Annotated in this window: 17 protein-coding genes and 1 pseudogene; all 18 read left to right on the plus strand. The window is 42.4% G+C overall.

Features of this window, described 5'->3' with window-relative positions; genetic code table 11:
• Entirely contained in the window at positions 1-1,539 is a 1,539-nt protein-coding gene (locus EXE30_RS06825; RefSeq protein ID WP_130161753.1) for a terminase, read from the plus strand.
• Positions 1,536-3,776, plus strand: a complete 2,241-nt coding sequence (locus EXE30_RS06830) for a portal protein (RefSeq protein ID WP_130161754.1) — start codon at positions 1,536-1,538, stop codon at positions 3,774-3,776. Before EXE30_RS06825 ends, EXE30_RS06830 begins: the two co-directional genes overlap by 4 nt.
• 5 nt (positions 3,777-3,781) lie before the next feature.
• On the plus strand, positions 3,782-4,588 hold the full coding sequence (locus EXE30_RS06835; protein WP_130161755.1) for a hypothetical protein: 807 nt from the start codon (positions 3,782-3,784) through the stop codon (positions 4,586-4,588).
• A 14-nt stretch (positions 4,589-4,602) separates the two neighbouring features.
• The gene (locus tag EXE30_RS06840; protein ID WP_130161756.1) at positions 4,603-5,832 is read left to right on the plus strand and encodes a P22 phage major capsid protein family protein; all 1,230 of its coding nucleotides are present in this window, start codon (positions 4,603-4,605) and stop codon (positions 5,830-5,832) included.
• A 71-nt stretch (positions 5,833-5,903) separates the two neighbouring features.
• Complete coding sequence (locus EXE30_RS06845) at positions 5,904-6,410, plus strand: hypothetical protein (RefSeq protein ID WP_130161757.1); 507 nt, start codon at positions 5,904-5,906, stop codon at positions 6,408-6,410.
• A 2-nt stretch (positions 6,411-6,412) separates the two neighbouring features.
• Positions 6,413-7,048: a hypothetical protein gene (locus EXE30_RS06850; protein ID WP_130161758.1), complete on the plus strand. Its 636-nt coding sequence runs from the start codon at positions 6,413-6,415 to the stop codon at positions 7,046-7,048.
• Entirely contained in the window at positions 7,041-9,041 is a 2,001-nt protein-coding gene (locus tag EXE30_RS06855; RefSeq protein ID WP_165382382.1) for a packaged DNA stabilization protein, read from the plus strand. Before EXE30_RS06850 ends, EXE30_RS06855 begins: the two co-directional genes overlap by 8 nt.
• 12 nt (positions 9,042-9,053) lie before the next feature.
• Positions 9,054-9,254 (plus strand): hypothetical protein, encoded by a 201-nt coding sequence (locus EXE30_RS06860; protein ID WP_130161760.1) that lies wholly within the window; start codon positions 9,054-9,056, stop codon positions 9,252-9,254.
• Entirely contained in the window at positions 9,251-9,883 is a 633-nt protein-coding gene (locus EXE30_RS06865; protein WP_130161761.1) for a hypothetical protein, read from the plus strand. The genes EXE30_RS06860 and EXE30_RS06865 overlap by 4 nt, the downstream gene beginning before the upstream one ends.
• Positions 9,880-10,974: a hypothetical protein gene (locus EXE30_RS06870; protein ID WP_130161762.1), complete on the plus strand. Its 1,095-nt coding sequence runs from the start codon at positions 9,880-9,882 to the stop codon at positions 10,972-10,974. The genes EXE30_RS06865 and EXE30_RS06870 overlap by 4 nt, the downstream gene beginning before the upstream one ends.
• A gap of 17 nt (positions 10,975-10,991) precedes the next feature.
• Entirely contained in the window at positions 10,992-11,474 is a 483-nt protein-coding gene (locus EXE30_RS06875; protein ID WP_130161763.1) for a hypothetical protein, read from the plus strand.
• The gene (locus EXE30_RS06880) at positions 11,462-12,415 is read left to right on the plus strand and encodes a hypothetical protein (protein WP_130161764.1); all 954 of its coding nucleotides are present in this window, start codon (positions 11,462-11,464) and stop codon (positions 12,413-12,415) included. Before EXE30_RS06875 ends, EXE30_RS06880 begins: the two co-directional genes overlap by 13 nt.
• An 11-nt stretch (positions 12,416-12,426) precedes the next feature.
• Positions 12,427-13,812: a hypothetical protein gene (locus tag EXE30_RS06885; protein ID WP_130161765.1), complete on the plus strand. Its 1,386-nt coding sequence runs from the start codon at positions 12,427-12,429 to the stop codon at positions 13,810-13,812.
• A gap of 45 nt (positions 13,813-13,857) precedes the next feature.
• Positions 13,858-14,220, plus strand: a complete 363-nt coding sequence (locus EXE30_RS06890) for a lipoprotein (RefSeq protein ID WP_130161766.1) — start codon at positions 13,858-13,860, stop codon at positions 14,218-14,220.
• A 418-nt stretch (positions 14,221-14,638) separates the two neighbouring features.
• A complete protein-coding gene (locus EXE30_RS16065) occupies positions 14,639-17,251 on the plus strand; it encodes a glycoside hydrolase family 24 protein (protein WP_228256112.1) in 2,613 nt (870 codons plus the stop codon).
• A gap of 60 nt (positions 17,252-17,311) precedes the next feature.
• Positions 17,312-18,211 (plus strand): phage baseplate protein, encoded by a 900-nt coding sequence (locus EXE30_RS06900; RefSeq protein WP_130161767.1) that lies wholly within the window; start codon positions 17,312-17,314, stop codon positions 18,209-18,211.
• 14 nt (positions 18,212-18,225) lie between these two features.
• Positions 18,226-18,531, plus strand: a complete 306-nt coding sequence (locus tag EXE30_RS06905) for a phage holin family protein (protein WP_130161768.1) — start codon at positions 18,226-18,228, stop codon at positions 18,529-18,531.
• A pseudogene (locus EXE30_RS06910) lies at positions 18,515-18,748 on the plus strand (DUF7940 domain-containing protein); the annotation flags it as partial. The gene EXE30_RS06905 and the pseudogene EXE30_RS06910, both read left to right, overlap by 17 nt.
• Positions 18,749-18,758 lie beyond the last annotated feature (10 nt).

Here is an 18,758-nt window from a genome sequence, read left to right on the forward strand (position 1 = left end):
ATGACATTGGACGAGCTTGAAAAAAACTTGTCTGATCCGTGGTGGCGTTTGACAAGTGGTTTTTTATATCAAATCCTGATCAAAGGGGATGAAGAAACAGAGGGCTTGAAAGCTCCATTCATACCTAATGAGCATCAAATAAACTTTATCGAAAATCTTTGGTATCGCAACATTATCTTAAAAGCACGTCAGCTTGGTTTTACCACGATGATTGCGATCTATTACCTTGATTGCTGTTTGTTCGGCAAGGGTGATACACGTGCGGGGATGATTGCTCAAGATAAGTATGCGGCAGATAAGCTTTTCCGAGACAAGGTTAAGTTTGCATATGACAACCTGCCACCCGAAATAAAAGCTCGATTCCCTTTAGCGCGTGATAGTGCAAGCGAGTTGCTATTTGCACATAACAACAGCTCTATCACTGTTGGAACTTCTATGCGCTCTGGTACGCTGCAATATTTGCACGTATCAGAGTTCGGTAAGATTTGTGCAAAATATCCCGACAAAGCCAAAGAGGTTTTGACTGGCTCAATTCCCGCTGTTGCCCCCAATGGTATTGTTGTTATTGAATCAACTGCGGAAGGTGATGAAGGCCATTTCTTTAACATGACCGAGACAGCACGTAAGAAAAAAGAAGCTGAAGCTGAATTAAGCCAAAAAGACTATCGCTTTCATTTCTACCCTTGGCACAAAGGCCAAGAGTACCAACTAGACGCTAATATTTACATCACTCAAAGCGAACATGATTACTTTGATCGTATTGAGCAAGCATGTGACGTAAAAATCAACCTATTGCAGCGTAATTGGTACATAGCGACACGTGACAATGACTTCCAAGGTTCATCCGAGTTGATGTGGCAAGAATACCCATCGACACCAGAGGAAGCATTTAAGAAATCAAAAGAAGGCTGTTGGTACACAGAGCAATTCATCAAAGTTCGTCGTGAACAGCGCATCTGCACGCTTCCAGTTCGCACTGATGTTCCTGTGAATACTTTTTGGGATATCGGTAATTCGGACGGTACTGCTATTTGGTTTCATCAACGTGTTGGTATGCAAGACCTGTTTATAGATTTTGAGGAAGGGTGGGGCGAGCCTTACGCTTACTTTGTAAAGATCATGCAAAGCAAAGGATATTTATGGGGCAAACACTACTTACCACATGATGGTGCTCATGCTCGTCAAGGTGAAAGTAAGAATCTGTCGCCCCAACAAATGCTAAAAAATTTAGGCTTAACAAGTGTAGAAATTGTGCCACGTGTTTCAGAGTTGCTTCACGGTATCAATCAAACACGTGTGGCATTAATGAACGATGTTTGGTTTGATATGGATCGTTGTAAAAATGGCTTAAAGCATCTCGAAAACTATACGAGAAAATTCAATTCACATGCTCAAACCTACACAAGCGAACCAGTCAAAACAGATGGGCACTCAGAAGCAGCAGATGCATTTAGACAGTTTGCTCAGATTAGAGATCAAGTCGGAAAAACCGCTAGAAAGACCTCGAAGCCCGCAAAATTCGCAAGGACATTTTCATGATAGATGACGAACAAAAACCTAAGAATGACGATGACGTAATTAGCCGTATTCATAAAATGTGTGAAGATGCGTCGGATTACTGGGCTGACAATTACGATAGAGCGCAAGAAGATCGTCGCTTTGTCACTATTGATGATGAGCAATGGCCTGAATCGGACCGAAAAGCGCGAAAAGCCGCGGGTATTCCGACACTGACATTTAATGTGCTGCGTACCTACTGTCGTCAACAAATCAACTCTGCGCGTTTGAATAGACAGCAAATCAAAGCTGAGCCTGTAGATGATGTTGCAGACCCAAAAGTTGCCAAAATCTTCAACGGTTTGATTCGTGACACAGAGATTTCAAGCGGTGCGGACAATGCTTATGACGCTGCGGTTGAGGGCGTGGTTTACGGTGGTTTTGGTGCTATTCGTGTACATGTTGACTATGTAAGCCCAGATAGCTTTCAGCAAGAGCCAAAGATTCTGACTATTCACAATCCTGACTCAGTTTACTTTGATCCATTGAGCAAAGAGCTAGACGGCTCTGATGCACGGTTTGTTATTCTTGAATCTTGGGTTTCGAAAGACGAAATCGCCGAACAATATGGCGAAGATGCAGTATCTAACTTTGATGAAAGCCAAGCAAAAGATACTTCATCAAGCAGTTGGTATAACTACGCAGACAAAGCAGTTCGGATTGCAGAAGTATTTGAGCTTCAGCGCAATTCAGCAGATCTTTATTTACTCATTGATGGCACAACAACTTTCGATAAACCTGATGATGACACACTAATCCAGAATAAACGCACAAGTTATAAAGAAGTATGTTGGTGGTACAAGGTTTCTGGAACAAAAGTTCTAGAAGATCGTGAGTTTATCGTGCCAATGTTGCCAATTGTGCCAGTGTATGGGGATGTTACGTGGGATGGTGAAACGCGCTATGTATATTCTATGATTCACTTTGCGCGTGATCCACAGCGTTTGTACAACTTTTGGAAATCATCAGAGGCACAGCAAATCGTTGAGGGTTTGCGCAAGCAGTACCTTGTTTCTGATCAGGCATCACAAGATCTTGAATGTTGGGATAATCCAAATGATCACCAAGTTTTACGCTATAACAGCGTGAGCGATGAAGACGGCACGCCATTGCCACCACCGCAGCAATTACCGTCGCTTTCAGCTTTAAGTGGCATTCTGAATGCAGCAGATGGAGCAAAGCAGGGCATTGAAGAAATTCTAAACATGCAGCCAGCAGCGATGGGGCAAAATGTTAATAATCAATCTGGTCGTGCAATTGGCTTGTTACAACAACGTGCTGATGTTAGTTTTTTCCATATCACAGACAATCTGAATAAATCACTTGCTCAACTTGGTCGTATTCTTATTGGTATTTACCAAAAAGCCTATTCAGTGCCTATGGTTAAGCGCATCACTGGAGAAGATAATAAAGCTGAACGTGTTCCGCTGAATACACCTGCACCGCCTGACGAAACAGATGGAGTGATTGATGGCATGCTGAATAATTTGACTGTAGGTCGATACGATATTCGTATGTCAACTGGTCCAAGTTACATCAGTCAGCGTCAAGAGAATAAGCAAGCTCTCACTGAATTGCTGCAATTTGTACCTCAAATCGGACAGGCTGCACCTGATTTGCTTGTCAAAGCTTTTGATGATGGAAATATGCTCGAGGATATTGTTGAGCGTATTAAGCGTTCACTTAATCCTGTATTAACACAAGAGGGTGAGGGAGATCCGCAAGTTGAAGCAGTAATGCAGCAATATCAGCAACAGATGCAAGAGTTGCAAGCAGCTTTACAGCAAAGTCAAGCTCAGTTAAACGATAAGAATGCTGAACTTCAGATTAAGTTTGATATTGAGAAACTCAAATCCGAGACGACATTACAAGTTGCTCAAATCAACAATGTAGCTAAAGCTCAACTTGAAGAGTTGAAAGGTGCTATTGAGTTGATCTTACAACAAATGCAACCTCCTGCTGAGTGGATGAATGTTGATCTTAAAGATGGACAGCCGCCCGAACCCATACCAGAACAAATCACTCCAAACCCTGCCGCTGAGCAGGGTTTTTTAATGCCTGATGAACAACAAATGATTGAACAGCAGATGTTGGAGCAACAGGCACAGCAACAAAATTTCGCACCCGATGACGGTCAGATTGGGATTGATGCGCAAAACATGGCTGTAAATGAACAAAACCCCGAACTTGACGGAATTCAAGGCATTAATCGTGAGTAAGCGCTATGAGTATTGAAGAAGAACAAACTGTAACCCCTGAAGATGTTGAAACAACACAAGCACCTGAACAAGAACCTGATTTAGAGAATGGTTCTGGTGAAAGTGCGGAAAATCAGGAGACCAACGGCACACCAGAAGATGGTGAGGTTAAAAAGGAAGAAGCAGCGCAAGCAAAACGTCAGAGTGCGATTGATAGGCGTTTTGCTCAACTGACTTGGGAGAAAAACGAAGCGATTCGCAAGGCCCAAGCTTTAGAACAGCAATACGGCAAACCCGAAGAACTCAAAGAGCCTTCAATGCAGGACTTTGATTCTATTGCGGACTGGCAAAATGCTTTATCAACTTATTTAACCCAAAAAGCTGAACAGGACACAGCAAAGCGTTTTGAACAGCAACGTCAAGAACAGTTTCAAATTGCTCAAGCGGCAAAACTAGAAACTGCTGAAGCCGAGTTTGCAAAAACACACCCTGATTACCAAAACCGTATCGGTGGTTTGGTTCACTACGCAGGTGGAGAGCTACCACAGCACTTATCAGATGCAGTGTTTGAACTAGGTGATGATGCGCCAGCAGTTTTATACGAATTAAGCAAAGACCCAACCGATGTAATGGATTTAATCAACTTATCGCCAATGGCGCAGTTAATCCGAATCGGCGAGGTGCGAGCAAGCATCAAAAACAATCCAAAACCAACACCTAAAGCACCACAGATTCCGCAACCAGTCAGTCTAGCTCAAAGCAAATCAAATGCTAAAAAAGACATTCATAAAATGTCTGATTCTGACTTCTTGCGCGAACGTGGCTTGTACTAATCAGGAAAATAAATATGACAAATAACGTTTTAACTCATGATGTTGTAGCAAAAGAAGCAGCGGCAATGCTGATTGAAGAATCAGTTTTTGTAAAATCAATCAACCGTGGTCGTGAGCAAGAGTTCAACAAAGACAAAGCGGGCTATAAGGTCGGCAGTCAAGTGCGAATTAAAATTCCACCAATTCCGATCGTGACTGAAGGCAAAGAGTACAACAGTGACGATGCTGATCTTAACGCTCAAGAAGAAACACGTATCTTAAAAGTAGATACGCAAAAGCATGTATCACTTCAATTCGGCGCAGCTGAACAGACACTAAACTTAACTCAATTCAAAGAGCGTTTCTTGCGTCCAGCGATTCAGTCTTTAGCAACAAGTATTGATGCAGACTTGCTTAAAAGAGCGATTGTTACTGTAAACAATGCAACTTTAATTGGTGGTAGTGAAGTTTCACCACTTGCGCCTTTCGGTCGTGCACGTGAGCAATTGGCACGTTCATTGACCCCGTCGGCTGGTCGTATTGCGTTGCTTTCGTCTGAGTTCACAAATGGTATTGTGGATTCATCTGGAACGCTTTTTAACCCGAATGCTGAAATTGCAAAGCAGTACAAAGAGGGTTATGTAGGTCGTGCACGTGGTTTTGATTTCGTTGAGTCAGAACACATCTATCGCCAAGAAAATGGCTTAACCACAGGCATTACAGTTAGTGGTGCTGGTCAAACTGGTGGAAACCTAACCGTAGGTGGTTTAACAAATGGTGATGTGATCAAAGCAGGTCAGGTGTTCACACTTGATGAAGTTGAGATGCTACACCCGCTCACGCGCAAATCGTATGGCAAGCCTATGCAGTTTGTTGTGCTCGAAGACGTGACCGCAGGCGGAGCAACAGCAACACTGAAAATCTATCCTGAAATCACACCAGACATGATCGGTTCTGACAAGCAAGCAAATGCGAATGTCTCTGCAAGCCCAGCAAGTGGTGTTGCATTGGTGTTTGTTGGTGGTGATGACGATGTGATTGATCAGGCGCTCTGCTACACCAAAGATGCATTTAGTGCTGCATTCGCGCCACTGAAAGTGCTTGCTGGTTGTGAGGGTTACACCTTCAACACTGAAACTATGGCGCTACGTGTACAAACAGGTGGCAACTGGGTAAGCGATTACGAAGGTACGCGTATCGATGTCTTGTACGGCTTTGAAACCATTCGCGGTAACCATGCTGCGCGTGTGGGTCGAATCGACTAACCACTAAACGACAAAACAAGTGACGACAAATGCCCCTTAATTGGGGCGTCGTCATTTTTGGAGTAATGAAAATGCAAGAATATCCAAAAGCCTTGTATATCGATAAAAAGAAAAGCTCTATCGCTAAAAATGCAGAGCATGAAAAAAAGCTTCGTGAAATCGGTTTTGTTGATTATTCAGAAGCGCCTGAACCTATTAATGAAAACATTGGTCAAACAGAGTCGCAAGTCAATGATGTTGACCTTATTCCTGTGGAGCAATTTGACGCCCTTGGTGAGAAATTGGCTGAAAAAGAACAACAGCTCAATGTTGTTGTATCTGAGCGAGACAAGCTTAAAGCAGAAAACGACGACCTTAAAGCTCAATTGAAAAAAGAGCAGGAATTGGTTGATAAGCTTGAAGCTGCCACAGCGCCAAAACAGCCAGAAAAGCCGCAAGATGCTGCTCCAGATTACAGCAAATTAACCGCAAAAGAGCTTCGGGAAATACTAGATGCGAAAGGCTTTAAATATTTGCAGCGCGACAATGTTGACACTTTACGCGCCTTGTTGACTCAACCAGTCAAAACGGAAGAATAACCATGAAAGTACGTGAACTTGTCCATGCTTCAGCGCGAATTTTAGGTGTAGTGGCTTCAGGTGAAAATATGCCTGATCATGAAATTAATGATGCTATTTCAGCTTTGAACATGATGTTGAGGCAATGGTCATCTTCACGTGATTATGTGTATGCCGCAGAAGAAATTGAGCTAGATCTAAGTCAAGCGGGCAATGTTTTTGATGTCGACGCAAAGCTCTTGATGAAACAGATCAAATTGAAATATGCAGATGATCAAGAGTGCTTTATTGATGTTGAGCGTGACATTGCATACTTAAATGGTGTGCCAGTTGTAATTTTTAGCAAAGGTATCGCTGGTTACGAAGTGAAAGTTCCAAAACACATCGGAGCTAAAAAGCTAATCTTACGATCACTCAAAGCGCCTAGCTTTCCTCTTAAACCACTTGATGATATAGAGATGCCCGATGTTAACTTTCGTGCGATTAAATACGCATTGGCAGTTGAACTAGCATCCGAATATCAAATGGCAGTTACAGCAGATATTAACCGCAACTACACACAAGCTATGCGCATTATGAAGCGAGTTAATACAACCTCTGTGCGTGCGAAACCTGAAAGAACATTAATGTCGATTAGCTATGGTGGGCGATATGATTAAACTGCCGCTTGTTGGTCCAGCGTACAAAATGAATGCTCAAACAATGAGTAGCCAAAATTGTATTAACTGGTATCCACAGACTATCGAATACCCAACAGGTTCACGTGTTGCGGCTTTAATGCCGACACCCGGTTTAAAGAAAATCTTTCAAGGTGACTCAGCAGCAATAAGGTGTCTGCACGTTTTATCGAATGGCGCATTATTGATTGTGATTGGCAAGAAGCTTTATCACAGCAAATCGAACCGATTTGATCCTCAGTTTATTGGCGAAGTTTCAGGTTTGGGCACGGTAAATGTAGCTGATAATGGTAATTTAGCAATATTAGTGAATGGCACATATTCTTATTCACTTGACTTGAAAACCTTAGGATTAACACGCTTATCAGGATCAAGCATTCCACGCTCCACCCATGTTTTATTTTTGGATGGGCGCTTCGTTGTAAACAAAGCTAAAACAGGCCAATTTCATTGGTCCGACTTGTACTCAAATAAATTTGATGCACTGTCTTATGCAACGGCAGAATCAAGCCCCGACACTATTACTGCGATAGTTTCGTTCAATCGTGAGTTGTGGTTATTTGGTTCTCAAACAGTTGAGCGTTATTACAGCAGTAGTTCGCAAAATGCGCCTTATGCGCGCTTATCAGGCGGTGCTATGGCGTTCGGCTGTTTATCTCCTGACAGCATTGTTGCATTGGCCACTGGTGTGATTTGGCTGAGTCTAAGTGAATTTGGCGGACATCAAATTGTAATGAGCGCAGGTGGTGTACCAGAGCGCATCTCAACACACGCCATTGAAGAAGAAATTGCGTCATTTAGCAAAACATCTGATGCGATTGCATATGCATATCAGCAGGAAGGCCATGTCTTTTATGTCATTTCCTTTCCATCAGCAAGCACTACATTTTGCTTTGATGTATCAACTGGATTATGGCATCAAAGATCATATGCAAATGCGCAAGGCTTTCATGAACGCCATCGCTCACAACACCACGCATTCTTTAACGGCATACACATTGTAGGTGACTACAAGAACGGCAAGTTATATCAACTTGATAAGCAGACGTACACAGATGATGGCGATCTGATCATGCGTGAGCGTACAGTTCAGGCAGTCATAACAGATGGCAAATTAACTCGCTTCAACAACCTTGAAATCGTTTGTGAAGTAGCTTTTAGTGGCAATCAAAACGCACCGACACCGCAACCACCCGATATTAGTTGTGATGGTGCAATAAGTAGCGTAAGGACTGGTGAGGTTATTCCAGAATCCATGACTTATGAAGAATATATTGCAGCAAATAGCGATCCTGAGTTAAGTCATATATTTACACTGAATGGTCAAGTTGTTCCTTTATCAACAATACTAGAAACTATTTCTTTTGAACCTGTATTCGATCCTCAGCCAAGTGATTTCATACCTCCTGAAATGATACCTGCTGGATATAAAGACCCTGCCGTTTTAGGGTGGGGTGTAATGACAGATTGGACGAACACCACAAACCAAACCCACAGGCTACAACTAGAATATAGTAAGTCAGTGCCGATGCAGTTGTTTTTTTGGCTAAACCCCACAGCAGATGGCAACAAGGTCTGCTTGTCACCCACTGACACCTGCTCTCCCACAGAGACTTCAGGTGTTAACTTATTCTCTGCTGACTATTCAAATAAGAATATTGAATACAAATTAAACGACGGGGATTTCTATCAAATTCAAATAGAAAACTTTGGTGAGTACCTCGCATCAGCCTTATTCAGCAGCGTGATGTACCATTCTGAATTTGACGCATTATTTACAGAAGGTGGGTTTGGTTACTTTGGTGTGCAAATCGAAAATTCAAACCTCACAATTTTCGGATCTGATGGCTTATCTGGGCCCGAACCCAATACGGTTACTCTCAGGGACGTTGTAGGAAACAGCATAATTTCCGATATGTTTGGGTTGAGTGAAATTGTTCTGCACTCATGCGGTTTTCAAATTTTTTTTGAATAAGGACGGTGAACTATGGAACCAAAATTAATGCTCAGTTGGTCAGATGATAACGGTCACACATGGTCGGAAAATCGTTTATTGCCACTTGGGAAAAAAGGCGAATATCGAAAGCGCGTCAGTGCAAAAAAACTTGGTGCTGGGCGTGATCGAGTATTTCGTTTGCGCTGCACTGAGCCAATAAACATCGTATTGATTGAGGGGCGTCTAGAATGAATAGCGGAATCCCTGCAAGAGATATAATGGTACAACAATCAGGCCAGATCACAACGATCTGGCTTATTTTTTTCGAGAGACTTTATTCTATTTATCTGCAGGCTGAGCAGAACAACGAAGAAGGCATTGCAGCAGTAAGAAAGATTGCTGACGATGCATATCAATTGGCTCAACAAGCAAATTCAATAAACACAACTCAACAAAATCAGATCAACGAGATATTAAAAAAAATTAATGGTCAGATTATTACAGGGGATCAGTTCAACAGCTTAGTCCAGAAAGTAAACACTATTGAACAAGATATTCAATCATTAACAAACCAATTAAACACCTTATCACAGCAATTTAGCTCAACAAATATTAGCAATCAGCAGAAGTTTGCATCAATTAATCAACAAATTAACAACTTAGCGCAATTGGTGGAAACGAAGATTGATGACGCCCCAGTGGACGGAAAAATCTACGGACGTAAGGATGCAGAATGGCACGAAGTGACTCAGGTCAGCTTATCTCTGCCATTTTGGCTATCAGTTGGATCTCAGTCAAATATTCAATTAACACCTGACTTCCAATTGCCTTTTTGGCTTGCTGACGGCACTCAATCAAATATACAAATGGTGGTGACATGACTATCCCAATTAAGCGTCGTGAACCTGGTCTAGGTGAGTTTGAAGAAACAGACAAAATCGGCTTTGAGCACGGTGGAACAAATGCAAGCAGTTTGCTTGAGGCTCAAGATAATCTTGGTATTTCATCCAAAGCCGAGCAATCAGATTTTTCAAGCCTGTTAAATGACGTTGTGGACCTGACAGAAGAAGTAGCAACTAAAGCAGATGCCGCAGCAGTAAATCAGGCACTCTCGTTAAAAGCTGATCTAGTTGACGGAGTAATCCCAGCAGCTCAATTGCCTAGTTTTGTTGATGATGTACTGAATGGAACATACATTGATGACGAAACATTCAATGATGAAAATGACGACCCATACACACCTGAAGATGGCAAGATCTATGTAGATACCACGACGAACAAAACATACCGTTGGAGTGGATCAATATATGTTGAAATCGGTGGGGGTGGTGTAGCACTTGGGGAGACAGCATCTACAGCTTATCGTGGTGATCGAGGCAAAGATGCCTATGATCATAGTTTGAGTCAAGGCAACCCACACAACACCACAACGAGTGAAATCACAGAAGGTAGCAAACTTTTCTTTACAGCAGATAGAGTGCGACAAACAACACTCGACGGCTTTAGTGCATCAACAGCAACATCAATTACAGCAGCAGATAATGTGCTGCAAGCATTAGGCAAAGCACAAGGGCAGCTTAATAAAGCTTGGGCGCCAACTTGGGTAAATGCTGACACGATTGGCACGTTATTTTCAGCGATTGATGCACATAATTTACAAGTCGCAAAAATCGATGGAATGTTGTTTTTCCGAGGTTGGTTCAGAAATAGTACAACTGCAATTCAAACTTCAAACCCAATTCTAGACATCACAGATAGCTCTTATCACGTTCAACATGACAACGTTGATACATTTCAAGCCATATCAAGCACCTTGCTTTACTGGGGAACGACTAATGGAACAATTCGGCTATCAGTAAACAACTCGACTGGTGTTCAGCAAATTGCAACAACGTCCGTTTTAAATGCCACCGCGTCGCACAGAAAAATAGGATCAGGCTTATGGTGCGCAGGCATGCTGAAAAACCCTTAGTTTGTATGGAGAAAAAAATGGATGCATTAAAGTCATTAATAAGCTCTGATTCCATTCCAACAGATAAAGACCCGTTTGATTACTATAAAAAAGTATTTGATTTGCAAAAAAGCCTTCTTGAACATGAGCAGTTGGATATACCTGTTGAGCACCATTTTGCACCTGGCAACTATGCACGTGAATGCTTTTTGCCTGCTGGTTCAGTGGTAATTGGAAAAGTTCATAGACATTCTCATGTAAATATCATTTCAAAAGGCAAGGTAACAGTTGCTACATCTGAGGGTCTGCATGAGTACGAAGCACCCTTGACGTTTATTAGTGAGGCTGGGGCTAAGCGAGCTTTGATTGTTCACGAGGATACAGTCTGGACTACAGTCCATCCAAATCCAACAGATACACAGGATCTTACACTGATTGAAGCTGATGTGATCGTTCCCGAATGTGAAGTTGAAGCATTTATTTTAAGTCTGAATCAGGAGAAAATATCATGTCATGGGTAGCAGCAGGAACCGCAGCGGTATCTATTGGTAGCAGCTTATATAGTGGTAGTAAAGCTAAAAAAGCAGCTCAAAAGGCAGCAGCAGCACAAGCAGCGGCAGCTAAAGAAGCATCAGGAATTCAAAGTAGCGCATATACAAATGCCGGCAGCTTACAATCCAATGCCGCAAAACAAGGCGCGGGAATTCTAAGCAAGGGTTATATTGATGCCAATAACGAGTATCGAGGTGGATTTGAAACCGCCAACAACACTTTAAATCAAGGTTTTAACCAAGCATCAAGTTACTTAAACCCTTATGCGCAGATGGGAAAACAAGCAAACTCTTTGCTTTCAAAAGGCTTATCGGATGGAAGTTTGACTCGAGCATTTGGTGCATCAGACTTTCAAGCCGATCCAGGTTATCAGTTTAGACAGCAGCAGGGCATGGATGGCATTCAATCAAGTGCTGCTGCGGGCGGTGGCTTGCTTTCAGGTGCGACTTTAAAGGCCTTAAACACTCATAACAGCAATCTAGCAAGTCAAGAATATCAAAACGCGTACAACCGCTTCGGTAATGACCAAAATAATGCATACAGTCGCTTGATGGGGGCAACACAGCTTGGTATGGGTGCATCAAACAATCTTAGCAACATGGCATACAACAATGCTACCAATATCGCAGGAAATCAAACCACGCTTTCACAATTATTGGCTTCAGGACTGCTTGGATCGTCCAATGCTAATGCAGCAGGTGTGACATCATCAGCAGGTTATGAGGCGAACGCACTTGTAAACTCAGCTAATGCAAGGGCACAAGGTCTTTATAATGCAGTAGGGGCAAATACCAACGGTATGATCCAAAGCTCAAAGATCAGCAATCAAACACTTGCTGATGCGCTGCAACAAGGTTCTCAGGCTGCTGGTGCAATCTATGGACACTACCAAAACAAGAAAACATCTTAAGGGTGGCTAAAATGCAAGGTACATATTTTAATCCAGAAGCAGTATTTCAGTTAAAGGTCCCAAACTCACAAGGAATTTCTGCTGGGTTTCAACAAGGCATGCAAATGCAAGATCAGTTTGCACAACAAAAGCAGCAAGCCATGTTGTCACAATTGCTTGCTCAAAATACTGGTGCCGATGGTCAAGTTGATTTAAACAAAGCTTTTCAAGCAGTTCAGTCAAACCCTAGGCAAGCGTATCAGCCAGGTATGGTAAATACGCTGGCGGGGCTTATTCAGCAGCAAAATGAATCTCGGCGTAAGTCATCAAACGATCAGTTGAAGTTTGATGCTGATATTAATAAAACCTACGCTGAAACAGGAAAAATTCAAAACGAGGGTACAGGCAAGGGATTAGAAAACAGTCAAAAGAGATATGGTGCTTTGAATCAAATATTTCAGTCTGTGGCACAAACTGGCAATAAAAGTAACGCGTTACTGGGTCTAATGCATGCGAATCAAGCTGGACTATTGAGCAACGAGGATTTCATGCAACAACGTAGAGTTGTAGAGGCGATGACACCAGAGCAACTAATGGAATATGGAAGCGGTATTAGTTTTGGCAATGCTAAAGATCCTGCGAGCTTATTATTCACCTCTGCTGATAGCAGGCTAAATAGCGAGACACAGCAGAATATTGCTGGCAATAGATTAGCTTATGATTACGCGAATCTAGGTTCGCAAGAGCAACGATTCTATGACGGCTTAGACAACAGCAATATTCAAGCTCAACTAAACCGCGAACAGCAATATGCTTTGCAAACAGGGCAAGGGAAACTTGTTACTGCCGCAGATGGAAAGTCTTATATTCAAGATTTCTATGGCAACATAACCCCAGCCACTGATGCAAACGGCCAGCATATTACCAAAAACACAAAATCTACAGAAGATCTGAGGAAAGAATCTGAGCGCTTGCAAAAAATGGAATCAATTTTAACCCAAGCAGAGTCGCTAATAGGTAAATCAACGAGCTCGGGCGCAGGCGCATTACTCGATGCTGGGGCTGGATTCTTTGGGGCATCACCGCAGGGCGCGGATAATCTAGCAGCACTAAAAGCACTGCAAGGTGCTTTGGTTATGATGATGCCTCGAATGGAAGGGCCGCAATCTGATAAAGATGTTCAACTTTATCGCGAGATGGCTGGTCGACTGGGAGAAGCAATTCCTGTCAGTCAGCGTATGGAGGCAATCAAAGTTATTCGTGATTTAAACGCCAAATACGCTGATATTCAGGGCGTGTCTAGTAGCCAGCAACGACCTAGTACGCAATATATGCCTGCAACAAAAAGTGATTTAGAGAAAGCAGCGAAAGAACTTGGTATGACACCACAAGAGGTGATGAAATTCTTGCGGCCATAATCTAAAACAGGTTATTCTTTCTCCTTAAACTTTGGGGAAAGAATAATGAAAAAACTAATTTCAGTAGCTGGATTGACAGTCGTCTTGAGTGCATGTGCAACCGCGCCAGTAGTACCAATAGGTACAAACACTTATTTAATATCACAAACTTCGGCAGGTGGTGTTTTTACCAATAATAGCAAACTAAAGTCAGATGTTCTTTTAAGGGCGAACGCTTTTGCAGAGAGCAAAGGTAAAGTAGCGATTCCAGTTACATCGACCGCCAAGTCTGCCATACCAGGAAGAATGGCGAGTTTTGAATATCAATTTACGCTAGTTGATAAGAACGACCCAAGGGCTACTGGTGGGGAGATCAAATCAACCCCTGATAATATCGAAGAACGAAGAATAGTATTAAAACAAGAATAACGGGAGGAGATGAAATGATATGGGTACTATTTATACTATTAATATACGTAGTTTATTATTTAAAAAAATCAAGGGATGATATCAAAAATCTATATAGGCAAATTGAGAAAAAGGATGAGCTTCTGCGGGACTTGATGCTTAAAAACACCAATGACTTCAATAGGAGTCAAGAAGGCTTAAAGAATAGATGCTCTAATTTGCACAAGAGATTAGTTGAGGTTGAAAAGCGTCAAAGTGGTTATTAAGGACTTTACCCACCCAATTTACGCCAATCCAGTTATGGACATGTGGGAATTCTTTGAAGAAAACTCTTATTTTAGACTTCTGAGGTATGAGCCGATTAAGGACGGTATTAGAGCCTTTTACGTAATTCCAAATTAGCACCTTCGGGTGCTTTTTTATTACCCAAGGAAAAGTTATGGCAACAAGACAGCAAATTGAACAAATGCTTGGCAATCCAAATGTGAGAAAAATGCTTGATTTGATTGCCAAAACTGAGGGCGTAGCTCATGGATACAACACCCTGTTCGGCAATCAACGTATCGACAACCTTTCTGCTCACCCAAACATAAGAAAACAATTTAAACAAACCGATGGCAAGACTAACTATACAACAGCAGCAGGCCGCTACCAGTTTCTAAAAAACACATGGGATGGTTTAGCTAAACAGTATGGACTAAATGACTTCTCATCAAAATCTCAAGACGTTGGGGCAATTGCATTGCTCGCTCAAAACGGTGCTTTACCCCATGTTTTGAAAGGTGATTTCAATACCGCAATTCAAAAGTCTGGAGGTACATGGGCTTCTTTACCTTCATCCCCTTATGCTCAGCCGAAAAAGTCTTGGGAGCAAACTAATAAATTATTGGGAAGCCAACAAACACATACAGGAGTGCACAAAGTGACAACAAGAGCATTGAATGCAAACGACATTGTAAATCTTGTGCGTCAAAAACAACCACAACAAAAACCACCATCAAGCGGAACATCAGGTTTAAATGCAGCGCAAATAGTCGCACTTGTTAAAGAACAGCAGCGCTCTAATTTCAAGCCTTTTGATTGGAAGGCATCAGAGAAAGAGGCTACAGCAAAGCAAGCCAATGAAGCAGGGCCGACCAAGTTTTGGGAGTCGGCTTTGCTTGGTGTTTCTGATCTGGGAGCAGGGGTTTTACAAGGAACATCCTATGCCGCCGACAAGATCAGTAGTGGCGTAAATTCGGTTCTAGGAACAAATCTTGATACTGGTTCTTATGATCGAGTAACCAAGAAACGTACCGCAGTAGATGAGTGGCATGAAGCGCGCAGACAAGCACACGACCAAGGTTATGATGTGACACGTCTTGGGGGGCAAATTGCAGCAACAGCACCCATGGCAGCACTTGGGAGAACATATCAGGGCGCTAAAGTACTTTCAGGTGCTGGTGCACGAGTAGCTGGACAAAACGCAGCAGTAGGTGCGGCAATGGGTGGCGTAGGATTTGCTGAGGATGCAAACCAACGACTAGGAAATACAGCTTTAGGGGCTATTGGTGGCGCAGCAGGTGGTGCATTAGGAGAAAAAATCGGTCAAGGTGTTACAGCAATTGCTAGAAAAGTTAAACCTCAAAATACACAGAAAATACTTCAGCAGATTGATGAGAAACTTGATAAGGCATTGCAGCAGCAGGGCATGAGCTTGGGTGAGCTTTCGGATGATGTTGTGCGAGGACTAAGATCTGATGCTGAAAAGTTGCTTAAATCAGGAAAGGATTTAAATGCTGATGCGGTTGCACGTAAAGCTGTGCTTGACCGACTCGGATTAAAAGGGACGAGGGCGCAGGTAAGTGGTAATGCACAAGACTGGCAAAAACAAGCAGAATTGGCAAAAATCAGTGGCTCAGGTGATCAGCTCAGAGATAAGTTAATCGATGATAATGTGCAGCTTCAACGCTTATTAAATGAAGCCACTGAAAAAACTGGTGGAAAGGCAACAGATCAATATGGGGCAATGAAAAATGCTCTTGATTCTGTAAACACCCAACTTCAACAAAATAAAGGCTTCATCGGTGCAGCGTACGATGTAGCAAGAAAGGCTGATGGCAATAACATTGTACTGGATGGTCGTGGCTTTGCGAATGACGCTTTTACGAAACTCGACGAACAATATGCAGCTACAAGTTTGCCTGCTGGCATTCAAAAGATTCTAAAGGATGTGGCAGACAATCCTGATAAGTTCACTCTTGGAAAATCTGAAGAACTAATTAAGATTCTCAATAGAGAGTACAAATCATCTTTACAAATGGGGCAACCAACAAGCGCAACACACTCAATCGGTCTTGTTCGTGATGCGCTGGAAGGTCGACAAAAGGAAGCAATGCAGGGGATTTTGTCGAGCGGAAATGATGCTGCTCAAGCATATCAATTTGCACGGCAAGCCAATAAATTTAATATGGAGCAGATTGAGGGAATGCCGCTTCTTCAAGATGCAAGAAAAGGTATAGAGCCTGATAAATTATTCAATAAACACATATTGAATGGCAACGTTAAAGAGCTAGACAAAACAATTGATTTGCTTAACAACATTAATCCTCAAGCGGTTGGCGATATAAAGCAACAGGTGCTTGAGTATATTTCTAGTAAAGCTGTCAATCAAAACGGTCAGTTCAGTCCTGCTGGCATGAAGCGAGCACTTGATGCAATTAGTGATCGACGCTTGCAGACAATGTTCAGTACAGATGAGCTTAAAAACATTAAGGACATTAGCAAGGCTGGTCATTATCTAGTAACTCAACCACCGCACTCCTACGTCAATAATTCAAATACAGCTTCGGCAGTCATGAATTATTTCAGCGGCATTATTAATAAGCCAGGTGTAAGAATGTTGCTTGCACCAATCAAGGATGTTCAAGACAGTAGGGCTGTTAATCAAGCGTTAAGCCCTGATCTATCAGGGCGACAATTACTGCAATCACTAACTCAACAAGAGCGAGCATTGATTGATCGATTAGTACGAGCTGGTGTCATAACTGGTGCTGAAACAAGCAATCAGTAAATACTATACCCATCGCAAGCCGCCTTAATTGGCGGTTTTTCTATTTATAAAGGTGAAAAAATGGCAGCAGCATATCCACTTGCGCCAGTGAAATACCGCGCGTTTGATAATAATGGCGAGCCATTAATTGGCGGTCAAGTCTTTGCATATGAGTCGGGCAGCACAACAGAACCAAAAGACACATATCCAGATCGTTCTATGGAAAGCCTTAATACATGGCCAGTGATACTTGATGACACAGGTAGCGCAGCAATCTACATCTCTGGTGATTATTATTTTCGAGTACTTGACGCAGATGGTAATTTAATCGAGGAGGGAGATGGTATATCTGACCCCGAATCGGTTGCGCAAGCTTTAATTGATGGCACATCGGGCGGTTCGAACAACATAGAACAACGTGTTGCTGATCTTGAAGATGCACGTGATGAACATACTGATCAGATCAACGATTTAATTGACGATACGTCACTACTACGTACCGATCTCAATAAAGAAGTTGAAATAGATCGAGACGCAGCAATTGACGCAGCAATTGAAGCTTTGTCTCAAACATTTGATGAACAGCTATCGCAAGCGATAGAAAGCATGCGCATTAAAGTTGGTGATATTTATATCTCCCTAACCGCAACGGATCCAAATTCACGGCTGGGATATGGTACATGGGAACTTGTTTCAAAAGGCAAGGCAATAGTTGGTCTGTCTGATCAATCCCTTGATCCAGCTTGGACCAAAATTCTCGGCGGTACATTTGGGGCATATCTACACACTTTGGCTATAAATGAATTGCCAGCACACAACCATGCAGTAGGATTTTCAACAAGCACAGCAGGCAGTGGAACAATTGACGGAAAATCAAGCGGGGTAGACGGAACAAATAATACAGAAAATACAGGTGGGGGCGAACCACACAACAACGTACAGCCATCAATGGTCTTTGCAATTTGGCGACGAACTGCATAATTTTGGGGAAGTCTATGTGGGAAGAGTTTTTAAAATACACAAAAGAAATATACGAGGCGTTTGGGATTGCGTTTGCTTCGTTCTTGATGGCGTTCACGATGGCATTGATACGAACTAAACGGAAGCATGGCAAAGCAGACTGGTTAGAGGCGGGCATGTGTGGTCTGTTTGCCGTGGGTACTTGGTCTTTGCTGATGTGGTTTAACGTACCAGAAATGGTGGCAGTGGGGGCGGCTTCGGCAATTGGATTTAAAGGCACACATTTTGTAAGTGATTTAATTGATAAAAAGACAGGTGGAGATAATGAAATTAATCGATAACTGGAAACAGTCATACAAACTGAAATCTGTACAAGTAGGCGCATTAAGCGCTTTTTTTTATGCTCTGATTTTGTTCTCTGAGCAGTTCTTAAACGTGTGGTTTGTGATTCCTCAAGAGCTTAAAAACTCGATTCCTGAGCAGTGGAAAGAAATAGTCGGCTGCTTTGTAGGTGTTGCGATGATTTTAGCGCGATTAAAGAAACAGCCTGAATTGCATGGGGGTGAAG

Origin of the sequence: Acinetobacter halotolerans, assembly GCF_004208515.1 — a bacterium.
GTDB lineage: Bacteria > Pseudomonadota > Gammaproteobacteria > Pseudomonadales > Moraxellaceae > Acinetobacter > Acinetobacter halotolerans.

Bases quoted from the DNA above. Each gene is read 5' to 3' on its own strand.
- EXE30_RS06850 (WP_130161758.1), top strand. From the start codon at position 6,413: ATGAAAGTACGTGAACTTGTCCATGCTTCAGCGCGAATTTTAGGTGTA.
- EXE30_RS06835 (WP_130161755.1), top strand. From the start codon at position 3,782: ATGAGTATTGAAGAAGAACAAACTGTAACCCCTGAAGATGTTGAAACA.
- EXE30_RS06890 (WP_130161766.1), top strand. From the start codon at position 13,858: ATGAAAAAACTAATTTCAGTAGCTGGATTGACAGTCGTCTTGAGTGCA.
- EXE30_RS06885 (WP_130161765.1), top strand. From the start codon at position 12,427: ATGCAAGGTACATATTTTAATCCAGAAGCAGTATTTCAGTTAAAGGTC.
- EXE30_RS06870 (WP_130161762.1), top strand. From the start codon at position 9,880: ATGACTATCCCAATTAAGCGTCGTGAACCTGGTCTAGGTGAGTTTGAA.
- EXE30_RS06855 (WP_165382382.1), top strand. From the start codon at position 7,041: ATGATTAAACTGCCGCTTGTTGGTCCAGCGTACAAAATGAATGCTCAA.
- EXE30_RS16065 (WP_228256112.1), top strand. From the start codon at position 14,639: ATGGCAACAAGACAGCAAATTGAACAAATGCTTGGCAATCCAAATGTG.
- EXE30_RS06845 (WP_130161757.1), top strand. From the start codon at position 5,904: ATGCAAGAATATCCAAAAGCCTTGTATATCGATAAAAAGAAAAGCTCT.
- EXE30_RS06825 (WP_130161753.1), top strand. From the start codon at position 1: ATGACATTGGACGAGCTTGAAAAAAACTTGTCTGATCCGTGGTGGCGT.
- EXE30_RS06840 (WP_130161756.1), top strand. From the start codon at position 4,603: ATGACAAATAACGTTTTAACTCATGATGTTGTAGCAAAAGAAGCAGCG.
- EXE30_RS06880 (WP_130161764.1), top strand. From the start codon at position 11,462: ATGTCATGGGTAGCAGCAGGAACCGCAGCGGTATCTATTGGTAGCAGC.
- EXE30_RS06905 (WP_130161768.1), top strand. From the start codon at position 18,226: ATGTGGGAAGAGTTTTTAAAATACACAAAAGAAATATACGAGGCGTTT.
- EXE30_RS06875 (WP_130161763.1), top strand. From the start codon at position 10,992: ATGGATGCATTAAAGTCATTAATAAGCTCTGATTCCATTCCAACAGAT.
- EXE30_RS06900 (WP_130161767.1), top strand. From the start codon at position 17,312: ATGGCAGCAGCATATCCACTTGCGCCAGTGAAATACCGCGCGTTTGAT.
- EXE30_RS06830 (WP_130161754.1), top strand. From the start codon at position 1,536: ATGATAGATGACGAACAAAAACCTAAGAATGACGATGACGTAATTAGC.
- EXE30_RS06865 (WP_130161761.1), top strand. From the start codon at position 9,251: ATGAATAGCGGAATCCCTGCAAGAGATATAATGGTACAACAATCAGGC.
- EXE30_RS06860 (WP_130161760.1), top strand. From the start codon at position 9,054: ATGGAACCAAAATTAATGCTCAGTTGGTCAGATGATAACGGTCACACA.